Genomic DNA, 20883 nt, shown 5'->3' on the forward strand with positions numbered 1-20883 from the left:
CACTATAATCAATTACCTATTTTATAAGTGGATTGATAGTCTTGTAAAAAGATAAGCAATATTGAATATAAAGTGTCAGAAAAACCACAAAAGCCATTGGGAGTTAACCATGATAAAAATAATAAAACACGCCGCTATAACCGCAGTCGTCGCCACCGCAATAATGAGTACTCAGGCCTATGCCTCTGCAGAGTATACCCTGCGATTCAGCCACTTCTTCCCAGAGGTATCTGGACCGAGCAAGGCGTTGTTTCAAAAATGGGCGGAAGCCGTAGAGGCTGAATCCAATGGCCGTATTGATGTGCAGATGTATCCTTCGAGTACATTGGCAAAGCCTCCCGCACAGTACGATGCCGTGAAAAACAGAATAGCTGACGTGTCGGTTTCTGTTCAAGGTTACACAGCAAATCGCTTTCCATTAACACAAATTGTTGAATTACCTGGTGTTTCTCAAGGCGCCGCGCAAGGTTCTTGTATTGTGCAGTCCTTGTATGATGAAGGTCTAATTGCGAACGAATACAGTGAAACTAAGCCTTTATTCTTATTTACCCATGGGCCTGGTGGCATTCACACCACCAATAAAGAAATCAAGGTGCCGAAAGATTTAGAGGGTCTGCGCATTCGTCGCCCAACTGCCGTGGTTGCAAAACTGTTAGAAGGATTGGGAGCGCAGCCTGTTGGTATGCCAGCACCAGACTCTTACCAGTCTACTCAGCGTGGCGTTATTGATGGGGTTTCTCTACCTTGGGAAGGTCAATACACGTTTCGTTTGAACGAATTGACGCCCTATCACACCGAAGTGGGTGGCCTTTATACCTTGTCATTCATTATGACGATCAACAAATCTTTTTATAACCGCCTCCCAGCGGATCTGAAAACAGTCATTGACCACAACTCTGGTATGGAGTGGTCGAAAAAAGCCGCTGCTGTATTTGATGATTTGGATGCCAAAGGTCGCGCCCAAGCGATTGAAATGGGTCATACCATCAACGTCATAAAAGGCGGTGCTGAAAACCCATTGTGGAAACCAGTGTTGTATCAAGCGGCAGAAGATTACTTACAAGAGTTGAAGGAAAAAGGTCTACCTTCTTACAAGGTATATGCCCGTGCGGTGGAATTGTCTAAGACAGCCTGTCAGTAATCGAAGAACAATGAACGACAAAGTCGCGGCAGTTGGAGAGTATTAATGAAGGCAATGGCTCGGATAATAGAGCGTATCGCGTATGGAATGCATTTGTTGGGTGGGTTTTTCTTAATTGCCATGATGGTGGTAACCCTGTTGGATGTGTTAACGCGAGGGTTGTTTACTCTTACAGAGGGAGCAATAGATTTCACCATATTAGGTGGCATTGAATTAGTAAAATACAGCCTGTTGTTTACGGTGCTCTTTATACTGCCGCATTCTGTCAGCCGTTCACAGGTCATTGTTGATCTGTTTACGGAGCATTTGCAAACAAGAACAAAAAAGGCGTTAGAAGCCTTTTATATTCTCTGTTTTGGTTTGATGGGCGCGGGTATGAGCGTGAGCTTTTATCATTCGGTTGAAGAGGCCTCGATGAGTTATGAAACAACACAAGATTTATTGATTCCATTGACGTATTTTTATGCTATAGCGTGCTTTGCGACCGCCATGTTGGCGGTGTCGGCGGCTACCTATGCGTCTCAACTATTATTTTGCACTAAGGCAGAGTCATGAGCACTTCGATGATCGGTATTATTTGCATTGCTGCCATGTTGTTGCTGATCGCACTGCGTGCTCCGGTTGCTCTGACCATGGCTTTAGCGGGTTTTTTTGGTTTTGGCTGGATTGTGGCTTTTGACCCTGCCGTGTCTATATTGGCAAGTGGGCCTTTTGAAACCTTATCCAATTACAGTTTTAGCCCTATTCCCATGTTTATCTTGATGGGGGTCTTTGCGTCCAAAGCGGGCATGTCGCAAGAGCTCTTTCAGGGTGCCAGAGCGATGTTCGGAAGTTGGCGAGGCGGAATGGGCCTGGCGGCGGTGACTTCGTGCGGGATTTTTTCGGCGATCTCAGGATCGTCCATGGCGACCGCGGCGAGCATGTCACGTGTGGCGTTGCCAGAAATGGAAAAAAACGGCTATGCCCCCACGTTAGCAACGGGCGTTTTGGCGGCGGGTGGCACGCTGGGTATTATGATTCCGCCTTCGATTGCTCTGTTGTTGTATGCGTTGATTACTGAACAGTCAGTGGGGGATATGTTCATTGCCGGCATGGTGCCAGGTTTACTTGGCTTAGTGATGTATGGCTTAACCGTCGCGGTTTTAGTGACGCTTTTTCCACACATTGCGCAACCAGGTCAGGCCACTACGCTAAAAGAAAAGTTTTTCGGTTTAAAGGGGTTGCTTCCCTTTACTGGCGTGTTTGTTTTTATCATTGGTGGCATTTACACTGGCTGGTTTACGCCAACAGAAGCCTCTGCTGTAGGCGCAGGGGCAACACTATTGATCGCAGTGTTGCGTGGAATGAGATTGACCCAGTTTAAAGAAGCGGTGGGCGAGACATTGATCATGTCGGCGATGATCTTTTTTATGATCATTGGGGCTGAAATTTTCGGCTACTTCTTATCGGTGTCGCGTATTTCGTTTTCTTTGGTTGAGTACGTGGACAGCTTGCAACTCAGCCCTTATATGGTTTTGTTGTGCGTTCTGATCATCTTTATGCTGCTGGGTTGTGTAATGGACAGTATTGCAATGCTGTTGCTCACAGTGCCCGTCGTGTACCCTTTGATTGAATCGGCGGGTTTTGATCCTATTTGGTTCGGCATTGTCGCTGTGATTACGGTTGAATTGGGGTTGATCACACCGCCTGTGGGCATGAATGTGTTTGTGATTAAATCGGTCGCTCCACATATTTCGATTGGTGATATGTATCGAGGTGTGATGCCGTTTGTGATTGCGGACTTGCTGCGTTTGGCGTTGATTGTTGCCTTCCCTGTACTGGCGATTGGGCTACTCTAGCGTCAGTGAGTGAACGATTGTATCTCTTAAAATACACCAAAAAACGGCTCAAAAATGAGCCGTTTTTTTTGATGTATTGAGTTAGCGATCGGTTTAGGGTAACTGAGTTAACCAAGTAAACATGGCTTCTATCGCTTGGTTGGACCAGTTGATTGAGGCTTCTTTTTCGGCACTTTCTTGGCTTTTACCTATGCCTCTGGCACTCACGGTCCAAGAGGCCAGCCGCGCGCCAGTAGGACCAGACAAGGCCAGTGAGCCCTCTTCAAACACATACACGCGCCCGTTTTGGGTTTCGCTCTGTTGTGTGGTGCGGGTGCTTAGCGTGAAGGTTGAATCATTTTTTGGGGTTAAACCAAACCGTGATAAGGCGCTGGCCAGTGTGTCGGCTTGTTTTGTCTGGGAAGCATCAAACCCATAAAAGGCAAGGGCATTACTCAGTTGCTGCTCTATAGATCGAATATTCACGTCAGCTTTTCCGGCCGTGTTGTGCTCGGTGGAATACAAACTCAGTTCCTTTTGATCGCTTTTTCGTTGCGCAAAATAAGGAATGAGCGACATGTAGATCCGCCAGTCTTGTGCTACTGGTGGTTGGTCGTCAGATTGGCTAAGTAAGGCGGCTTGTCGACGTATCTGATCGTCGGTGTCGTTTATGGCGCGGGTGAGTTTGGCCACAATTCGACGGCGGTCGATTGATTGCAGCGCATAAACATAACGTTCTCCAGCAAAGCGTTGTTCGTTAGTGGCTTGCTCCAATTCAATGGCGGAGGTGGCGATCCGAGTGTAGGCGGTCGAGGTTTGTGAGATTTGTTCTGCACCTTGCCCCGATCGTACTTGAATGTCTTGGGTATTGACTTGGCTGATTTGAGTGCGCAGCTGCTGAGCAATTTGCACATTCCCATTTTGCTCAGCTTGAATGAACGCCAACGCGACATTGTCAATGCGCGGCGCACTCCCAACACCGTATAAGTGAGCGTCGCTTTTGGGTGGAGACAGTACCCAACTGGGTACGGCCTCTTCTTGGTGCTGAGTGGTCTGGGTGCCTAGACACCCTGTCAGGCTGATCACCAAGCTGGTGGTAATGACCCAGCGGTAGGGCGTAGGCAAAGCGGAATAGATCATGGTTAGAAGAAGCCTTTATCGGCTAACTTTTTCAGCTTTTTCTGACCGTTCCATACTTCACGATTCGTCGTCATATCGATCAGCTTTAGGTCAACTTGATAAAAACTCACACGCTGGTCACCATTGGAATCTACGATTGAATTGATGGTCCCAGACAAGGCAAAACCAGCGCCCTGTTCTAACCCAAATTTCGCTACTGTCTCTGGTGCGGCATTTAGTGCTTGCTCTTCGCGTTCACTGCGGATGTCTTCACGTTCAGCACCTGAGACCACAAAGTCGACTGTGCCAGCGCGCAGTAAGCTGCGTTTAATGTCATTGATGAAGGTTTCAACCGGGATGTGTTCCGAGGTTTTGTTGCGAATGGTTTGTACAATGACCGTCGGATTGCCTTTTTGGCTGAAGTTGTAGTCGCGAAACCAAGGGAAGGTCAGCATGTCCCCCATCATTTCCTCGGCCACCAGTCGAGAGTCGGTGTCGTTCCAGCGGTCCGATAGCATAACGTCTTCATTGGTGTCGAGTCGTTTGACACTACCGGAGCAGGCCGTGAGTAACATAGCCATAAACAGTGTGAAGAGACTCTTGTAGGACAGAGAAGCCCATTGAGACCTTTTTGATGTGCTTTTTGTTGAGAACATAGTATTTTCCTTGCGTCTAGTTAGCCTGATGCTCGTTTAAAGGGTGCTGAGCGTTTAGTGTAATCAATTTAATTGGGATTGCGTAGGTTCCATAGTCTAATGTCGTTAGCGCCTAGCTCGATGTCCCCCAGTGAAAAGGGGGTTCGGTCTACTGTGTATTTGGGGGAATATTGCCCCGCTGGCAGTGGTTGACGGGTTAATCTTACCTGCGCGGGTAACGTTAACCAGTTACGCGTATCCGCGGCAGAAGACGCAAACACCGCGACTTGCCCAATCAGATTTAAAAGTAGACTGGCGCCTTCGTCCTGGACATTAGCGGCGATTTGATACGCCAACCAACTGCGTAATAATTCACGAATGAGGCTTTCGTAGATATCGCGTTGCGCCTGGGCGAGCTGCTCTTGAAGGGCAATGTCTGCCAGCGATGTCATCCGTATGCTCGGTTGTTGGGCATTTAATGGCGTGCCATTGGTGATAAGTGCGGTTGGGCTTTTGTCTAACGTAAAGCGCTGATAATACGGTACAGTGACTCGAATGACTTGCTTGGTGAGCAGCGTATCAAGATTGATGGCATTCAGCTGCTGCCAGATGGGACGTCCGAGAATAACGCGTTTGGTAAAGACACCTGAAAAAGTGCCCCATGCGCCGCCGGCTTTGTAATTGGCGAGTAAATTGAGCGGATTAATGTCGGCATAGGCCATGGTAAACCAACGAAATGAGTCATTTGTGTCTTTTGCTCCACCGCCGTGCAAAGGCTCTAATACTAACGAATAAGCACGAGGGTCCGCGTACAGCAGTAGTGTCATTTCGCTTTTGTTTGGGACAAACCCCTGATGCTCTAAAACAACCAATTCAGCGTCGTCATGGTGGTATTGCTCAAAGGTATGTCGCATATCCGCAGAAAGCTTGCTTTGGATAAGCGTATCAATGTCGTTCTGATCAAAGCCCCCTTTTTGCATCATGCGAATCGTATCGAGCCATGCACGTTCTGCCGTGGTTGCCGATAAGTCGTATTGTTTGGCGTAACCGTCTTCGTATAAATTCGCGGCTTTTTGATAACTGACTCGAGCGTCGTCAATGTCCCCACTGATCTCGTAGTTCAAACCTTCCATGTAACGAGCCCAGGCGTCATCGCGATAGAGAAAGGTGTCTGTGTCACGTCCACCGGTGTAAAAGCCGCTTAGCCAACCCAAGGCTTTTTGATAGAAGGCTTGATTTTCTTTGGCATTGAGGTCTTGATAGCTGGGGTTTTGCGCGCGTATTTCATTAAGCTTGATATCAATGCGTCGTACTTCCACCAGTGCAGCATCGTTAAGTTGACGCTTTTGGGTGAATGGTGTTTCTTGTGTGGCGAGCGCAAGATAATTCATCGATTTAAGATAGCTTATGTAGACGCGTTCCATTCCGCTGCCACGGTAATCGCCCTGCCTTGGGTTGCTCAATAATGCCCAAGACCGATTCGAAAAGTTTTCTGAAAAAAAGGTATCACTGAGTCGTTCAGCCTGCTCAAGTAGGGCATTGCTGCGTTCATAATCGCCTTGATTTTGGGCGAGCGCCCCCGTCTCCATATAATAAAGCAATTGGTCTTGCGGGCTACTTAATACACCCTGTAAGGTCTCTTCGGCGTCTTTCCATTTGCCCTGCTGAGCCAACACCAGTCCTTCATTAATGTCTTGTTGGTAAGTGGCGCAACCGCCTAATACACCAAAGCACAAACAAAGAATGATGCCTTTCATGTTAGATTCCTTTCTCTAAAAACTGATGAACAACCAAGACCGCAAGCAAAACAAAACAACCAAGGTATAGCATTAACCAGCGGGCTTTTAAACAGTTCGGGCAGGGCTTTTTTTTCTTTTTCATCGCAACGTCCAGTGTGTCTGAGAATACTAAAAACCAATGACGCTCTATTATGTAATAAAAAAGGAAGCGCGGGGCTTCCTTTTTTTATTACTTTTCGCAGCACGCCGTGTTTCACACTTATTGAGTAGGCTCTGTCGCTTGCTGTTTCTGAAGGCTTTCCATGTAAAGCGCATCAAAATTAATAGGTGCAAGCATAAGCGCTGGGAAGCTGCCTTTGACAACGATGGCATCAATACTTTCTCTGGCGTAGGGGAAAATAGTCGCTGGGCAAAAAGCCCCCAATGCGTGATGAAGCTGTTGCTCGTCAAGACCAGCAATGACAAACAAGCCACCTTGTTGAATTTGCACCAAGTAACCTGGTTGCTCACCATTTTTTACCGTTACCGTAATCTCTAAGACAACTTCGTACACACTTTCGCCAACTTGGCGACTTTTTGTATTTAGCTCCAAGCCAACTTCTGGTTTCCATTCTTCTTGGAAAATCATCGGCGAACGGGGTGATTCAAACGATATATCTTTCAAAAAAACGCGCTGCATAGACAGTTGTGGTGCGGGCGCTTCTTGCGTTGCTACTTCTGGAGTTTCTGCTGTATCAGACATCTTAGTTCCTTTTTTTACTATTTTTAGTGTTGTGTAGTATGAAAGTGATAAAGGTGTGGTTGCGGGTAAATTATGGTGCTAAAAGCGCCGTCAACTTTTGTGCACGCTCAAGCGCAAACAAGTCATCACAGCCGCCGATATGTTTCTCACCAATCCATATTTGCGGAACGGTATGACGACCACTTTTTTCCATCATTTCCTGCCGCAATTGACGTTCTCCGTCAACACGGATTTCGTTAAACGCAACATTTTTTGAAGTCAGTAACTGCTTTGCTCTTACGCAAAATGGACAGTAATCACTCGAATATATTGTTACAGTGGCCATAGTATTACCTTTTACTTCTTCACCAGGGGTAGGTTGGATGCTTGCCATTCCGCAATACCACCTTGTAATTTATATACCTTACTAAAGCCGGCTTTTTGAAGATCTTTCGCACTGGCTCCGGCGGTTATACCCGATTTGCATACCACAATAATGGGGGCATCTTTGTGTTTCTCAAGACGTGTCAAATTGTCTTTCATTTTTGTTGCCGGCACATTGATCGCAGCCGTAATGTGCCCGGTACTGAATTCTTTTTCTGGACGAATATCGATAACCACGGCGTCTTCATTGTTGATCAGCGTGGTGGCCGCGGCCGGGGTTAACCCTTCGGCGCCATTTTTTCGCTCAACGAACAGCAAGGTGATCAGAATCGCAAAAAAAACGCCGACCATTTCCCAGTGGTTAATCGAAAATTCAATAAATTGGTTCATCATAATCGTAAAGCTCGAAATTAAATTGCCAGCATTATACACGGCCTGCGGAATCGGTACAGGTTCAAACGCACGGCGATGAGTTAAAAACAGATTTGAGGAACAAGAAAGTCCGCAGGAAAAATCACAGAACACCGACCGTTTTGAGGAAGTAAAACGGTCGGTGTTGGTCGTGACAGATTATCAAGGATTACTGATTACTGGTGGAGTCAAAAATTTTATCGGCGTTGCCTTCGATAAAGCTGTCGAATAATACTCCGTTTGCCATCGGATGACGGCGGGCGAATTCATAAAAACAGCTTGGAATGGCTTTTTGCGTGCCATCGGCAAAGGTGTAGTGGATTTTGTCGGCCATGGTGGAAGATTGCTCTAGGCAGGATTCTGGCGAGCCTTTGATGACACCGCCCACTTGGTTCAGCGCGTAGCCTTCGCTTTCCAATAAGGCGTTTACGGCCTCAATAGTGGGGAAGTGTTGCAAGTGATTGATGCTGACAGTGAAGTGGTTGGCCTGCAAGCCCATGGTGGCCAACCATGCCGCATATTCACTGTGTTCAGCAAGCGTCGCGTAGTCGGCCTGAGTGGGGGTTTCCCACAGCGTTCCTGCCCAAAAAACAGCGGGGCTTTGCACGGCGTTTGCTGGAATCTGTGCGACCCATTTACCGATGATGTCTTGGCAAACCGGTGGCAACTCTTCTACCAACAATTCAGAGAGAAAAATCTTCGGTAAATTCACGTCTGTGCTGTGCTTATAACAGCGTGCTTTGAGGTGTTTGCTCTCAAATAAAAACGCACCATACGCCTGATACCCTAATGCGGTGAGTTGGGGTTCCAATTTTTCCAAAGCGATTGGAGAGTGGTTGAACGTGCGAAACGCGACGTGGTCGTTTAAAACGGTTTCGCCATGCTTTTTAAACAGCGCTTGGATGCGCTGTGCTTGCGGTGTGACCTCGGTGTAGTGATCCCACAGAGAAGCGAAAAAGTCAGTTGGTGTCATGGTGATCTCCAGAATTAGCCAGTCGATTTGAACATGCCCTTACTCTAAAGGACGATTCCTTACCAATGCAAAAGGTAAAAACGCACCGTGTGATGCGTAAAAGTTATGTGAGCCGTGTTTCTAATAGGCTCTTGTGGGCAAACAGCTGCTGCTTGGCGGCTAAAATGGTATTGATCAAATGGGCAGGAAAGCTACGCTGTTTGTTGTGCGCTAAGCCAACGACGCGTTTTAGTTTTACATCATTCAACGGCCGTAAGCACACGTCATTACGTCCTCGAGAAGAATGCTCAGGGATCAGGGAAATGCCTAATCCCGCCGCCACCAAATCCAACGCATATTCCTCTGTTTTTACTTGCGCTCGCACGTCGGTAGTGAGTTCCTGTTTTTGCATTAAATAATTCCACGATTCCAAAATGTCGCACGGTGTCCGCGAAATAAAGGGCTGCTTATCGATTTGTTTGATCGACAGTGAGGGAAGGTCTGCCAGCCAATGGTCCAAGGGCATGGCAATCACATAATCGTCTTCCCATAAAGGGTAAAACACGTCTTCTTCACTGGTGTAGCGTTGGCAAGTAAAACGCAAGTCAGCGCTTTCTGATTGGTCCACTAATTTCAATGTTAGGCCGTTCACTTCGTCGAGCATGGTTTTAATCACTTGGCCTATCAAGGCCCCCGACAAAAAAGGCGCCAAGGAAATAGACAAGCTGAGGGGCGCGGGCGTTTCGGTAAATAAATGTCGCATGGCGCTTAAATCACTGACCATTTTGCATGCGTGTGGATAAAGCTGGGAGCCACTGTCAGTGGGCGATACCCCTTTAGAATGCCGTACAAACAGCTTGGTGTTTAAGTCGTCTTCGAGTTGGGCAACGGTGGTGGAAATCGACGGCTGCGCCACAAAGCAACGTTTGGCGGCGGCGCTTAGGCTGCGCTCTTCGTAAACCGCAATAAAATAGCGCAATGACCGAATGTCCATAGTGGGCTCTTATTTAATAGTGGAAAAGTCGCGTTCTGATCAATATACCTATAGGACTGGCTTCTGGCCATAGGGAAAAACTAGACCACTGGCAGGAAAACGGTATTTCTTATTTGAGTCAACACTGGTTAAGGTGAACGGATTGACCATTTATTGATACGAAAACACGGATTGAGGTTGTTATGTCACTGACTTGCTTAGAAACACTGGGCGTGAATACGCTAAAACAAGGCAATACGTTTTACAGCGTATTAACCGGTAATACACAGGCATTAGGCGAAGGCAGTGAATTTTCTGCCCACAGCCCAATCGATGGTGCCACCTTATCCACGTTTCATAATGCCACAGCGGTACAGCTTGACGCGGTGAGTACAGAATTAAACGCCGCGTTTAAGGTCTTGCGCACAATCCCCGCGCCGCGCCGCGGGGAGTTAGTGCGCCGCATCGGTGATGAAGCACGCAAATACAAACAGGAATTGGCGCAGGTGATTTCCCTTGAAGCCGGTAAAATTCTTCCAGAAGCATTGGGCGAGGTTCAAGAGTGGATCGATGTCTGTGATTTCGCTGTAGGTCAATCGCGCATGTTGCATGGTTTGTCTATTGTGTCTGAGCGCCCAGGACATCGCATGATGGAGCAATGGCATCCGCTTGGTCCTGTTGCCGTGATTACCGCGTTTAACTTTCCGATGGCCGTTTGGGCGTGGAACACCATGTTGGGCCTAGTGTGCGGCGATCCTGTGTTGCTTAAACCGTCTGAAAAAGCCCCTTTGTGCGCCTTGGCGATGTACAAAATCGCTCAAAACGTGATTGCAGACATGCCAGACATTCCGAAAGCCGCGGTGTCTGTGATGATTGGTGATCGCGAATTAGGTGAGGCGATAGCCTCAAGTGAGACTTTTCCGCTGGTTTCAGCCACCGGTTCTACGGCGATGGGTCGTGCCGTCGCGAAAACCGTGGCGGGTCGTTTGGGTCGTTCTTTGTTAGAACTGGGTGGCAACAACGCCATGATCGTCTCGGACACCGCCGATCTGGATTTGGCTTTGCGTGCGATTGTGTTTTCGGCCGCGGGCACAGCAGGCCAACGCTGCACCACCTTGCGTCGTTTGATCACCCATGAATCCATTGTGGAGGGTTTGGTGGAGCGCTTGGCGACCTCTTACGGTTCACTTCGCGTGGGCAACCCACTAGAAGAAGGCAACTTAGTGGGGCCTCTTATCGACGAAGGCAGTTTCAATCGCATGCAAGCGGCGCTTGATACCGCCAAACAGCAAGGCGGTGTGAGTATTTGTGGCGGCGATCGTGTCACCGAAGGCGTCCCAGCCGATGGATTTTACGTACGCCCTGCGATTGTCCGTATCGCTCATGATGCGCCGATCGTTCACGAAGAAACCTTTGCGCCGATTTTGTATGTGCTGACGTACAGCACATTCGACGAAGCCATTGAGATTCAAAACGAAGTGCCTCAAGGCCTGTCGTCGGCGGTGTTTACCGAAAGCCTGCGTGAAGCTGAACTGTTCATGTCGCCAGCGGGGTCGGATTGCGGTATTGCCAATGTAAATATAGGGACATCGGGCGCCGAGATTGGTGGTGCGTTTGGCGGCGAGAAAGACACCGGAGGCGGCCGTGAGTCCGGCTCCGACGCATGGAGAAATTACATGCGCCGCACTACAAACACGGTGAACTACGGGGGCGATTTGCCTTTAGCGCAGGGCATTGTGTTCGAATAAGCCCAGTTCGGGTATGACATTGATCGATCCATAAAGGTGAGTTTCGGCTCGCCTTTATGTGTTTATTCCATTGCAGGTGCAATTTAAATTGTTTTTGAGGGCGGTGAAATCTGGTCTCGGAGGTCGTTGTTATGGCTGAGCGTGTGTGTGATTCATTGTGGCGATGCAGTGCCCCAGCGGGACCTGAACTGTCGCCGTTGGTTGGTGGGTGCGAGGTTAAAGTGGCGATTGTGGGCGGCGGCTATACCGGCCTGTCTGCGGCCTTGCATCTGGCCAAATTTGGTGTGTCGGTGGCGGTGATTGAAGCGCAAGAAATGGGTTTTGGTGGCTCGGGTCGAAACGTCGGCCTTGCCAATGCCGGGGTGTGGTTGGAACCCGATCAGCTGGACAAAACCCTCGGGGCGGAAGCGGGCAATGTGATGTATAACGCGCTTGCCGCTGCACCGGATTACGTTTATCAACTCATCGCTGAGTATGATATCCAGTGTGAGCCCGTACGTAATGGAACGCTTCATGCGGGCGTCGGGAAATCGGGTTTAGTACAGTTACAGCGCCGTTGCGAGCAAATGCAACGTCGCGGCGCCCCGGTTCGATTGCTGGACGCCAGCGAGGCGCAAGCGCGCATTGGCTCAACCAAGTTTAACTCAGCGCTGTTCGATCCTCGAGCAGGTACGATTCAGCCTTTGGCTTACGCACGGGGCTTGGCTTCAGCGGCCTTAAAAGAAGGGGCGAAACTGTTCGATCATTCCCCCGTAAGTGGCATTCATCCCTTAGAAAACGGATGGCGTATTCAAACCGCACAAGGCGAAATACGCGCGGAAACCGTTATTTTAGCTACCAATGCTTACAGTGAGTATGGCCTTAAAGAGCAGGCATGTAAGTTTGTGCCTATTTATTACAGTCAGCTTGCTAGTAAGCCGTTATCTGAATCCCAACTTGCTCACGTCTTGCCTAACAAAGAAGGCGTTTGGGATACTTGCACCGTGATGAGTTCGTTTCGTCTCGACCAACAAGGGCGATTGATTTTTGGCGGTATGGGAGGCGAAGGCCGTGTTTTGTCAAACTGGGCATCTCAGCGAGTTAGCGAGCTATTTCCGATGTTAAGCAAGGTAGAATGGGATTATTGTTGGACGGGGCAAATTGCCTACAGCGAAGACCATTTACCTCATTGTCAACAGTTGCAACCAGGCTTATACAGCATCGCGGGCTACAGTGGACGCGGCATTGGTCCTGGCACTGTCATGGGCAAAGAATTGGCTGAGTGGCTAACGGGCAAGCGTGAGGCTTTATCGGTTCCAACCACGTTGCTGCGTAATATTCCTATGCGAGAGTTCAAACGACTGTTTTATGAAGTCGGGGCACAGACCTACCATTTGGGGCAGCGAGCTCATGCCTTGGATTAAAGTTGGGAATGCGGTGGAGATAGGATACAGTTGTCGCTTCTTATGTTTCACTGATCGTTAAGGTTGCTATGCGCCGATATATTCCATCATCCACTGCGCTAAAGTGTTTTGAAGCGTCGGTTCGGCATCTTAGCTTCACCAAAGCGGCCGAGGAGTTGCACCTTACTCAAAGTGCAGTGAGTCGACAAATTCGTAACCTCGAAGACTTTTTATCGCGAGATTTATTCATTCGTCTTAACAAGCGCTTAGTGCTCACTGGAACGGGCGCGGCTTACTATAAAGAAGTCGTGCCCTTGCTGGACGGTATGGAAAACGCCTGTCTGAAAATGCTGCACCGCGAAGACGAAAAAACCACCTTAACCCTATCGGCTTTACCAACTTTGGCGTCTTACTGGTTAATGCCCTTGTTGGCGGATTTTCAGCTTGAACATCCGCAATTTCAAATCAAAGTCCGTTCCCTTGACGATGCGGCAAAAATAGACCCTGAAAATATCGATATCATTCTGCATTATGGCGGCGATCATTGGCCTAGGGCGATTTCTCATCAGTTGATTAAAGAAAGTGTGATCGCGGTGTGCGCGCCGGCGTTGTTGCAGCGTATCGCTCGTTCATTAATAGACAATCCATCAATAGGTGAGTGGCAAGCCAAAGACGTGACTTTATTTCCGTTTCTGCATTTGTCATCACGTATGAATGCGTGGCCGGATTGGATGGTGTCTCAAGGGATGGAAAGTGGTTCCTTCGCTGGTGCCTCGTTTGCCCACTTTCATATGTTATTGGAAGCGGCGAAAAACAGTATGGGCATCGCTATTATACCGACTATATTGGCAGAGCGGAGCTTACAGTCGGGTGAACTGGTGGCACCTTTTGGCGGTGCCGTCTCTACGCCTCACGAATATCTACTGTCTTACCCAATAGATAAGGCCGATCTGGAACAGGTGGTGATTTTTCGGGATTGGTTGCTGGCCAAACGAAGCGCAATCTGAGTTGGAGTCGATGAAATTAATCGACACAATAGCGGCGCTGGCCTGTAATTAAATTACAGGCTTGTGGTAGTATCAAGCCATAATCATGATCAATGTAAGGGATAAATTCAGATGAACAAACAGACCACAGCGCTCTTTATTCTTGACGGATGGGGGTACAGCGAAACGTCTACGTCTAACGCCATTGCCGCGGCTAATACGCCTAATTGGGATGCGCTTTGGCAACATCATCCTCACGCGCTCATTAAAACCTCCGGGCTTGCTGTGGGGTTGCCGGAAGGGCAAATGGGTAATTCAGAAGTCGGCCACATGAATCTAGGGGCGGGTCGCGTTGTGTATCAAAACTTCACACGCATCGGCAAAGCCATTGACGACGGTACTTTTTTTGACAACGCGGCGCTGGTTAATGCGGTAGACAAAGCCGTTGCCACTGGCAATGCAGTGCACATTTTAGGTCTTTTATCAGATGGTGGCGTTCACAGCCATCATGAACAGATTATGGCGATGTGTGAGCTTGCGGTTAAACGGGGCGCCAAAGCGGTTTATGTGCACGGTTTTACGGACGGTCGTGACACGCCGCCGCGTTCGGCTCAAACACCGACGGCTGAGTTAGAAGCCAAATTGATTGAATTGGGCGTGGGTAAAATTGCCACCTTGACAGGCCGATACTACGCTATGGACCGAGACAATCGCTGGGATCGTGTGCAAACCGCTTATGATGCGATTGTACTGGGCAAAGGTGAGTTTCAAGCAACGAGTGCGCAAGCCGCGATTCAAGCGGCTTATGAGCGTGATGAAAACGACGAATTTGTTAAAGCCACCGTGATTGGCGATTCTGCTCCTGTGCAAGAGGGGGATGCGATTATTTTTGCCAATTTCCGTCCTGACCGTGCGCGCCAATTAACGCGCGCTTTTACGGATTCGCATTTTGAGGGTTTTCAGCGTTCTGCATTGCCGGTTTTATCGTCGTTTGTGACCTTTACAGAGTACGCTTCTGATATCAAAGCCGATGTGGCGTTTCCGCCGATTGCCTTGAGCAACACCTTAGGGGAAGTGCTGGCGAGCCATGGTAAAAAGCAACTGCGCATCGCAGAAACCGAAAAATACGCCCATGTGACGTTTTTCTTCAATGGTGGCGAAGAAGCCTTATTTGAAGGCGAAGAGCGTGAATTGATCCCTTCTCCTAATGTCGCCACGTACGATTTGAAACCAGAAATGAGCGCCCCAGAAGTGACCGATAAGCTGGTGGAGGTGATCGAGGCGGGCCAATACGATGCGATCATTTGCAATTTCGCCAATGGCGATATGGTGGGGCACAGCGGTATTTTCTCTGCGGCGGTTCAAGCCGTTGAGGCAGTGGACGCGTGTTTAGGTCGTATTATCAAAGCGCTAGAAAAGAACGGTGGGCAATGTCTCATAACGGCCGATCACGGCAACGTGGAACAAATGCTCAGTGATGATGGCTCACAGCCTTTGACATCTCATACTATTGGCCCTGTGCCTCTCGTGTTGTTCTCTCCTGCGCCGGGTGTTGGCCTTAAAGAAGGGGCATTATGTGATTTAGCCCCTACCTTGTTAGACATGATGGGCATGCAAAAGCCTGTTGAAATGACGGGTGTGAGTTTGCTCACACGCGCATGAGGCGAGCATGACGTTATTCTTTCGTTGCCTTTTGTTGAATGTGTTCTTGCTGTCCAGCGTATGCTGGTCTGCAGGCGCGCCGCAGACGCCAGAAGAAGCCAAGCAACAGATTGAGACCTTGCAAAAAGATCTGCAAAAGTTAAACAGCTGGTTGAAGGATCTCAAGTCTGAACGGTCTGGGGTGGAGCAACAGCTTGAAATCAAAGAAAAAGACATTCAGCAGCTGCTTAAAAAAATCCAAAACACTCAAGACAGTCTTAAAAAAGGTGAGGCGCAGCTGGGGGTGTTAAGAGTCCAGCAGCGTTCACTTCAATTAAGCATTCAACAACAAAATGAACAAATAGCCGCCCAATTAAGGGCGGTTTATCGTTCTGGCAATGAAGAAAGCGTGAAGCTTTTATTGAACGGTGATGGTTCAGAAGAAGCGGAACGTTTGGTGCAATACAATCGTTACTTTTCCAATGCTAGGCAGTCATTGATAAATGGCTTTATCAATGATGTCGGTGATCTCAATCTGGTCGAAAAAAGCATTCGCAGCCATCGCGCTCAGCAAGCAAAAGAAGAAGTAGAGCTAAAAGCCGAGCGAGCTCGGCTGAGCCATCAACAAGCAGAGCGCCGTGACGTATTAGCGAAGCTCGATAAAGACTTGGCCAGTGGCGATAAGCGTTCTAAGCAATTATTGCAAGATCAGCAAGATCTGCAAACGATGTTGCAACGTTTAGAAGAGGCGCTGGCAGACATCCAGATCCCAGATCAAGATGTGCCCTTTTCGTCGCAACGGGGAAAGTTAGTTCGGCCGTTAAACAAGGTGTCGGCCCTGTCGTCAAATGGCAGCATTAATCTGGGTGGTGTGACGCTGCAAGCCAAAGAAGGAGAAGCCGTAAAGGCCATTTTTTCGGGTCGAGTGGTGTTTTCTGATTGGATGCGAGGGTTTGGCTTTTTACTTATTTTAGACCACGGTGATGGCTACATGTCATTATACGGTTACAATCAAAGCTTATTAAAAGAAGTGGGTGAATGGGTGCGTGCAAACGACGCCGTCGCCACCGTTGGTAGTACAGGAGGTCGCCCCGATGCCGCTTTATTCTTTGCTATACGTCACAATGGTACCCCACTGAAGCCATTAGCGTGGGTCGAAGCTGGCTAATTTATACAGTAAGCAGAATGCGCGGGCACATGTCGCGGGTACACGCAGAGTAGCGGACACATAAAAACGAATAAGGGTGAATATGATCAAGTTTTTGCGTCAGAGAATGGTGGTTATTTGTTTGGTATTACTGCCTCAGTCTGCTTTGTATGCCGACGGGCTAGAAAAACCGGCGTTGCCCACAGCGGAAATCCAGTCATTTGTTGAAGCCTTTGAAACCATCCGTGAGGGGTATGTGGAGGTGCTGTCCGATGAGGACATTCTCAACAAAGCGCTGAAAGGCATGGTGTCCGGTCTTGATCCGCATTCTGAATATTTTACGAAAAGTGAATTGGTCGATTTCAATGAGCTGACGTCCGGCCAATATGCGGGCATCGGTGTTGAGGTTGAAATAAAAGACAAACGTCTTACCATTATAACGCCCATTGATGGCTCTGCGGCGGCGCAAGCGGGTGTGGTTGCTGGTGATGTGATCATTAAAATCGATAACACATTTATTTCCGATTTGGGTATGCAAGATATTGTCACTTTGATGAGAGGTGACATTGGTTCTGTTGTTACCTTAGACATTGATCGCAATGGAGAAGTTAAGCGCTATGAACTGACTCGTGGACTCATAGAGGACAACAGCGTCACGGCAAAATGGTTAGGCGATGGCATTGCTTATTTTCGATTGAGTCAATTTCAAAGCGATAGCAGTGAAGAGTTTTATCAAGCCATTGAAACGCTTAAAAAAGAAAGCGCTATCAAAGGGGTTGTGTTGGACTTAAGGAACAACCCCGGTGGTATTTTGCAAAGCGCTGTTGGTGTCGTAGATGCCTTCATTGATGAAGGCATTATTGTTTACACCAGTGGTCGTCACGAAATATCAAAGAGCCAATTTACGGCAACAGAAACCAATACGAAACTGGCCAATGTGCCGCTTGTGTTATTGGTCAACGAGGGGTCGGCGTCGGCGTCAGAAATTGTCGCTGGGGCGTTGCAAGATCACCAGCGAGCCGTCATCATGGGAACAGAAACCTTTGGTAAAGGGTCTGTACAAACGATAGTGCCCTTGTCCAATGGGGATGCGGTGAAATTAACCACGGCCTTGTATTTTACCCCCAATGGCCGCTCTATTCAGGCGCAAGGGATTACCCCTGATATCACCGTACCTCAAGCGACATTAACGTTTGAAAAAGGCGCGTTTTTTGTTAAGGAAGCCGAGTTAAAAGGACACCTTGGTAATGGGACCGGTGGAGTAGAGCGAACCAGTGCTGATGTTCAATCAGACATTGGCGAATTGGCAAAAACAGATTTCCAGTTGTTTCAGGCGGTCACCATGTTAAAGGCGCTGCCGAAACTCCATCAGAAACCGTAATGTATGTTTGGTAAAGCGCGTGCTCACTATTAATAAAATCTATGTATGGGTATTTTTCCTACTGGTGTTCTCACAGGGGGCGAACGCATCCGACGACTTCAAAGATCTGTCTAGCGCCACTCCAGTGATGTTTATGATTCAGCAGGCGTCGCCTTTGTCACTGGGTCCTGTCTTAAATGTCGCCCAACCTGCCCCTTGGGAAGCCCCCCTTATTTCACCGTATCGGACTGAAACCATCGCCTCGCCTGGGCCCATGATTATGCCGGCTATCGAGATTTTTGCTCCGACTCTAGTGGGCCGTGATCAGCAAAATAATCAACCAAAAAACCGTGAGAGGATTGAGCCGTCGACGATTTCAGAGCTTGATAAGCGACCTCATCTCCCCACAATAGCCATCTTGATAGACGATTTAGGATACAGCCGCCAAGGCATGAATGCGTCTTTGGCACTCCCTGTTGAGGTGGCGTTGGCGATTTTGCCGAGCACACCGTTTGCCTTGCAAACAGCACGCACAGCGCAGCAACAAAAACGTATGACCCTATTGCACGCCCCAATGGAAAATCAGCGAGCGTTAAAGCTTGGCCCTGGGGGATTATACGCAGCGATGTCTGAGCATGAATTAAAAGCTATGTTAAATGAGAGTTTAGACAGTTTGCCAGGCATTCAAGGCGCCAACAATCACATGGGCAGCTTGTTAACCACGAACGCACAGTCAATGAAATGGGTGATGGAGGTGCTACAGGGTCGCTCAATGTTTTTTATTGACAGCTTGACCAGTCCAGACAGTGTCGCGAGGCGCACCGCAGAGGAATACGGATTAAAAACCGTGAGTCGAGATGTCTTCTTGGATAACCTTCGCACCGAACAAGCCATTGATAAGCAGTTCACACGCTTGTTAAAGCTGGCACGGCGTCATGGCAGTGCGTTGGCCATTGGTCACCCTTATGCCGAAACCACTCGCTATTTAAGCAAACGCTTGGCCCGAATGGAAAACGATGGGGTTCGTCTTGTGCCACTTTCTTCTGTGTTGGCCGTCAGAGCGAATAAAGCGTTAGTCGAATCTCAATAATCGGGCTCGCTAGTTATGCCAGAGCTTTTTGATAAAAAAGCGGATCATTTGCTAATTTATTCTTGCCAAATTTGTACTACATTACACAGATAGAAAAGCAACGTAGCAGAAACGCTGTTTAATGATGCTCTTCCATGACGCTCTTCCTCTCTTATTTTGTTTACCCGATTGTGCCAAGCATTTCTCCTGTCACTTCCTCTCAAACCATGATCAGTGAAAGTTACTGTATTGACAATTTTTTTAGTGTAAAATGCTGTTTGAATCGACAACGGCAGGATTTTATATGCACTATTTAGATTATTTGCATTATTTTTGCGCACTACTATTGACCAACGTTTAGTCTGATATTACTGTGTACCCTTACAAAGATGCACATTTTTTGAATAGTTACAGTGGAAGTTCCATAATTTGTGCCTTTTATTGAGTGGGTTGTAATTATGGAACACTTCTTGCTTTTGAATAATAACGATAAAACACAAAACGAGTAGAGGCTTTTCTTATGTCAAATGCGGTTATTAAAAAAACATTACTATCTCTCGCCATCGCGGGTGCGGTGACAGTGGCTCAGGCTGACGTCGTCATTGGTGTCGCGGGTCCTCATACTGGTGCTTATGCGGCATTCGGTGAGCAGTTGTGGAAAGGGGCTGAGAAAGCAGCCGCGGACATCAACGCTGCAGGCGGTTTAAATGGTGAAATGATCAAGCTTGTAAAAGCAGACGATGCGTGTGAGCCAAAACAAGCCGTGTCCATTGCCAACCGTTTGGTTGATTCCGATGGTGCTGTCGCGGTAGTAGGGCATTTCTGTTCTTCTTCTTCTATCCCAGCATCACGCATTTATGAAGAAGCGGGTGTGCTTATGGTAACCCCTGCCTCGACTAACCCAACGCTAACAGACCAAGGTTTGCCAAACGTTTTCCGTGTATGTGGTCGTGATGACCAACAAGGTGATGTTGCGGCCAGCTACATTGTTGATACGCTAAAAGCGAAACGTGTTGCCGTTATTCATGATAAAGACACGTATGGTAAAGGCCTTGCTGATGCTACCAAAGCGACATTAAACGCTTACGGCGTGAAAGAAGTCATGTACGAAGGTCTGACACGCGGTGAAAAAGATTTCAACGCGGTAATCACTAAAATCCGTTCAGTAGACGCCGATGTTGTGTATTTCGGTGGCCTTCACTCAGAAGCCGGCCCTTTAGTTCGTCAGCTACGTGAACAAGGTTCGAAAGCCATCTTCATTTCTGGTGACGGTATCGTTTCTGATGAGTTCGTTTCTGTTGCGGGTTCTCCAGCATACGTAGATGGCGTGTTGATGACGTTTGGTGCGCCGCCAGCGTCTTACCCAGCAGGTAAGAAAATTGTCCAAGAGTTCCGTGATAGTGGTTACGAGCCAGAAGGTTACACTTTGTATTCTTATACTGCGATGCAAGTGGTTGCGGCTGCCTTGTCTAATAACAACTTAGATCCTGTAAAAGGCGCTGAATGGTTGATGTCTCATTCTGTTAATACCGTAATGGGTAAGAAAGACTTTGATGACAAAGGTGACTTGACTGTATCCGATTACGTTATGTACGAATGGAACGCTCAAGGCAAATATAACCCAGTAAACTAAAAATCAGTTAATCGACTTCACTTGT

The 20883-nt window shown here is 48.1% G+C and carries 20 protein-coding genes; 11 read left to right on the forward strand and 9 right to left on the reverse strand.

Annotated elements, in window-relative coordinates; translation table 11 throughout:
- Window positions 1-109: 109 nt before the first annotated feature.
- Genes FXV75_RS01900 through FXV75_RS01910 form a run of 3 tightly spaced genes read left to right on the forward strand, consistent with a single transcriptional unit; the run spans window position 110 to window position 2979 of the window.
- Window positions 110-1141 (forward strand): TRAP transporter substrate-binding protein, encoded by a 1032-nt coding sequence (locus tag FXV75_RS01900; protein WP_148830927.1) that lies wholly within the window; start codon window positions 110-112, stop codon window positions 1139-1141.
- A 45-nt stretch (window positions 1142-1186) separates the two neighbouring features.
- Window positions 1187-1696, forward strand: a complete 510-nt coding sequence (locus FXV75_RS01905; RefSeq protein ID WP_148830928.1) for a TRAP transporter small permease — start codon at window positions 1187-1189, stop codon at window positions 1694-1696.
- Window positions 1693-2979, forward strand: a complete 1287-nt coding sequence (locus FXV75_RS01910) for a TRAP transporter large permease (RefSeq protein WP_148830929.1) — start codon at window positions 1693-1695, stop codon at window positions 2977-2979. The genes FXV75_RS01905 and FXV75_RS01910 overlap by 4 nt, the downstream gene beginning before the upstream one ends.
- A 93-nt stretch (window positions 2980-3072) precedes the next feature.
- Here the strand turns inward: FXV75_RS01910 and FXV75_RS01915 are convergent, their stop codons facing one another.
- The 8 genes from FXV75_RS01915 to FXV75_RS01950 form a co-directional block, all read right to left on the reverse strand.
- The gene (locus FXV75_RS01915; protein ID WP_148830930.1) at window positions 3073-4098 is read right to left on the reverse strand and encodes an LPP20 family lipoprotein; all 1026 of its coding nucleotides are present in this window, start codon (window positions 4096-4098) and stop codon (window positions 3073-3075) included.
- A gap of 2 nt (window positions 4099-4100) precedes the next feature.
- On the reverse strand, window positions 4101-4733 hold the full coding sequence (locus tag FXV75_RS01920) for a penicillin-binding protein activator LpoB (protein WP_187424835.1): 633 nt from the start codon (window positions 4731-4733) through the stop codon (window positions 4101-4103).
- A 68-nt stretch (window positions 4734-4801) separates the two neighbouring features.
- A complete protein-coding gene (locus FXV75_RS01925) occupies window positions 4802-6469 on the reverse strand; it encodes a hypothetical protein (RefSeq protein ID WP_148830931.1) in 1668 nt (555 codons plus the stop codon).
- Between the two features lie 241 nt (window positions 6470-6710).
- Complete coding sequence (secB, locus tag FXV75_RS01930) at window positions 6711-7193, reverse strand: protein-export chaperone SecB (protein WP_148830932.1); 483 nt, start codon at window positions 7191-7193, stop codon at window positions 6711-6713.
- Window positions 7194-7263: 70 nt separating this feature from the next.
- Window positions 7264-7518: a glutaredoxin 3 gene (gene grxC, locus FXV75_RS01935; RefSeq protein ID WP_148835163.1), complete on the reverse strand. Its 255-nt coding sequence runs from the start codon at window positions 7516-7518 to the stop codon at window positions 7264-7266.
- Between the two features lie 11 nt (window positions 7519-7529).
- Window positions 7530-7949 carry a rhodanese-like domain-containing protein gene (locus FXV75_RS01940; protein ID WP_148830933.1) on the reverse strand — a complete coding sequence of 140 codons (420 nt, stop codon included), beginning with the start codon at window positions 7947-7949 and terminating at the stop codon, window positions 7530-7532.
- A gap of 187 nt (window positions 7950-8136) precedes the next feature.
- Window positions 8137-8940 (reverse strand): DUF1338 domain-containing protein, encoded by an 804-nt coding sequence (locus tag FXV75_RS01945; protein WP_148830934.1) that lies wholly within the window; start codon window positions 8938-8940, stop codon window positions 8137-8139.
- 103 nt (window positions 8941-9043) lie between these two features.
- Complete coding sequence (locus FXV75_RS01950; RefSeq protein WP_148830935.1) at window positions 9044-9913, reverse strand: LysR family transcriptional regulator; 870 nt, start codon at window positions 9911-9913, stop codon at window positions 9044-9046.
- Window positions 9914-10095: 182 nt separating this feature from the next.
- On the opposite strand from FXV75_RS01950, the gene FXV75_RS01955 reads away from it, so the two are divergent.
- From FXV75_RS01955 to FXV75_RS01985, 7 genes are all read left to right on the forward strand, one after another.
- Complete coding sequence (locus tag FXV75_RS01955) at window positions 10096-11640, forward strand: aldehyde dehydrogenase family protein (RefSeq protein WP_148830936.1); 1545 nt, start codon at window positions 10096-10098, stop codon at window positions 11638-11640.
- A 131-nt stretch (window positions 11641-11771) separates the two neighbouring features.
- Window positions 11772-13043, forward strand: coding sequence for an NAD(P)/FAD-dependent oxidoreductase (locus FXV75_RS01960; protein WP_148830937.1), 1272 nt, complete (start codon window positions 11772-11774; stop codon window positions 13041-13043).
- A 68-nt stretch (window positions 13044-13111) separates the two neighbouring features.
- Window positions 13112-14029, forward strand: a complete 918-nt coding sequence (locus FXV75_RS01965) for a LysR substrate-binding domain-containing protein (RefSeq protein WP_148830938.1) — start codon at window positions 13112-13114, stop codon at window positions 14027-14029.
- Between the two features lie 111 nt (window positions 14030-14140).
- Window positions 14141-15670 carry a 2,3-bisphosphoglycerate-independent phosphoglycerate mutase gene (gpmI, locus tag FXV75_RS01970; RefSeq protein WP_148830939.1) on the forward strand — a complete coding sequence of 510 codons (1530 nt, stop codon included), beginning with the start codon at window positions 14141-14143 and terminating at the stop codon, window positions 15668-15670.
- Window positions 15671-15677: 7 nt separating this feature from the next.
- Complete coding sequence (locus FXV75_RS01975) at window positions 15678-16817, forward strand: murein hydrolase activator EnvC family protein (protein ID WP_148830940.1); 1140 nt, start codon at window positions 15678-15680, stop codon at window positions 16815-16817.
- Between the two features lie 82 nt (window positions 16818-16899).
- Window positions 16900-18177: a S41 family peptidase gene (locus FXV75_RS01980; protein ID WP_148830941.1), complete on the forward strand. Its 1278-nt coding sequence runs from the start codon at window positions 16900-16902 to the stop codon at window positions 18175-18177.
- Window positions 18178-18196: 19 nt separating this feature from the next.
- Window positions 18197-19246, forward strand: a complete 1050-nt coding sequence (locus FXV75_RS01985; protein ID WP_262368436.1) for a divergent polysaccharide deacetylase family protein — start codon at window positions 18197-18199, stop codon at window positions 19244-19246.
- Between the two features lie 56 nt (window positions 19247-19302).
- On the opposite strand, the gene FXV75_RS01990 is transcribed toward FXV75_RS01985, so the two are convergent.
- Entirely contained in the window at window positions 19303-19566 is a 264-nt protein-coding gene (locus FXV75_RS01990; protein WP_148830942.1) for a hypothetical protein, read from the reverse strand.
- A gap of 179 nt (window positions 19567-19745) precedes the next feature.
- On the opposite strand from FXV75_RS01990, the gene FXV75_RS01995 reads away from it, so the two are divergent.
- Window positions 19746-20858: a branched-chain amino acid ABC transporter substrate-binding protein gene (locus tag FXV75_RS01995; RefSeq protein WP_148830943.1), complete on the forward strand. Its 1113-nt coding sequence runs from the start codon at window positions 19746-19748 to the stop codon at window positions 20856-20858.
- Window positions 20859-20883 lie beyond the last annotated feature (25 nt).

The sequence above is a fragment of the Marinomonas sp. IMCC 4694 genome (assembly GCF_008122525.1).
Taxonomy (GTDB): Bacteria; Pseudomonadota; Gammaproteobacteria; order Pseudomonadales; family Marinomonadaceae; genus Marinomonas.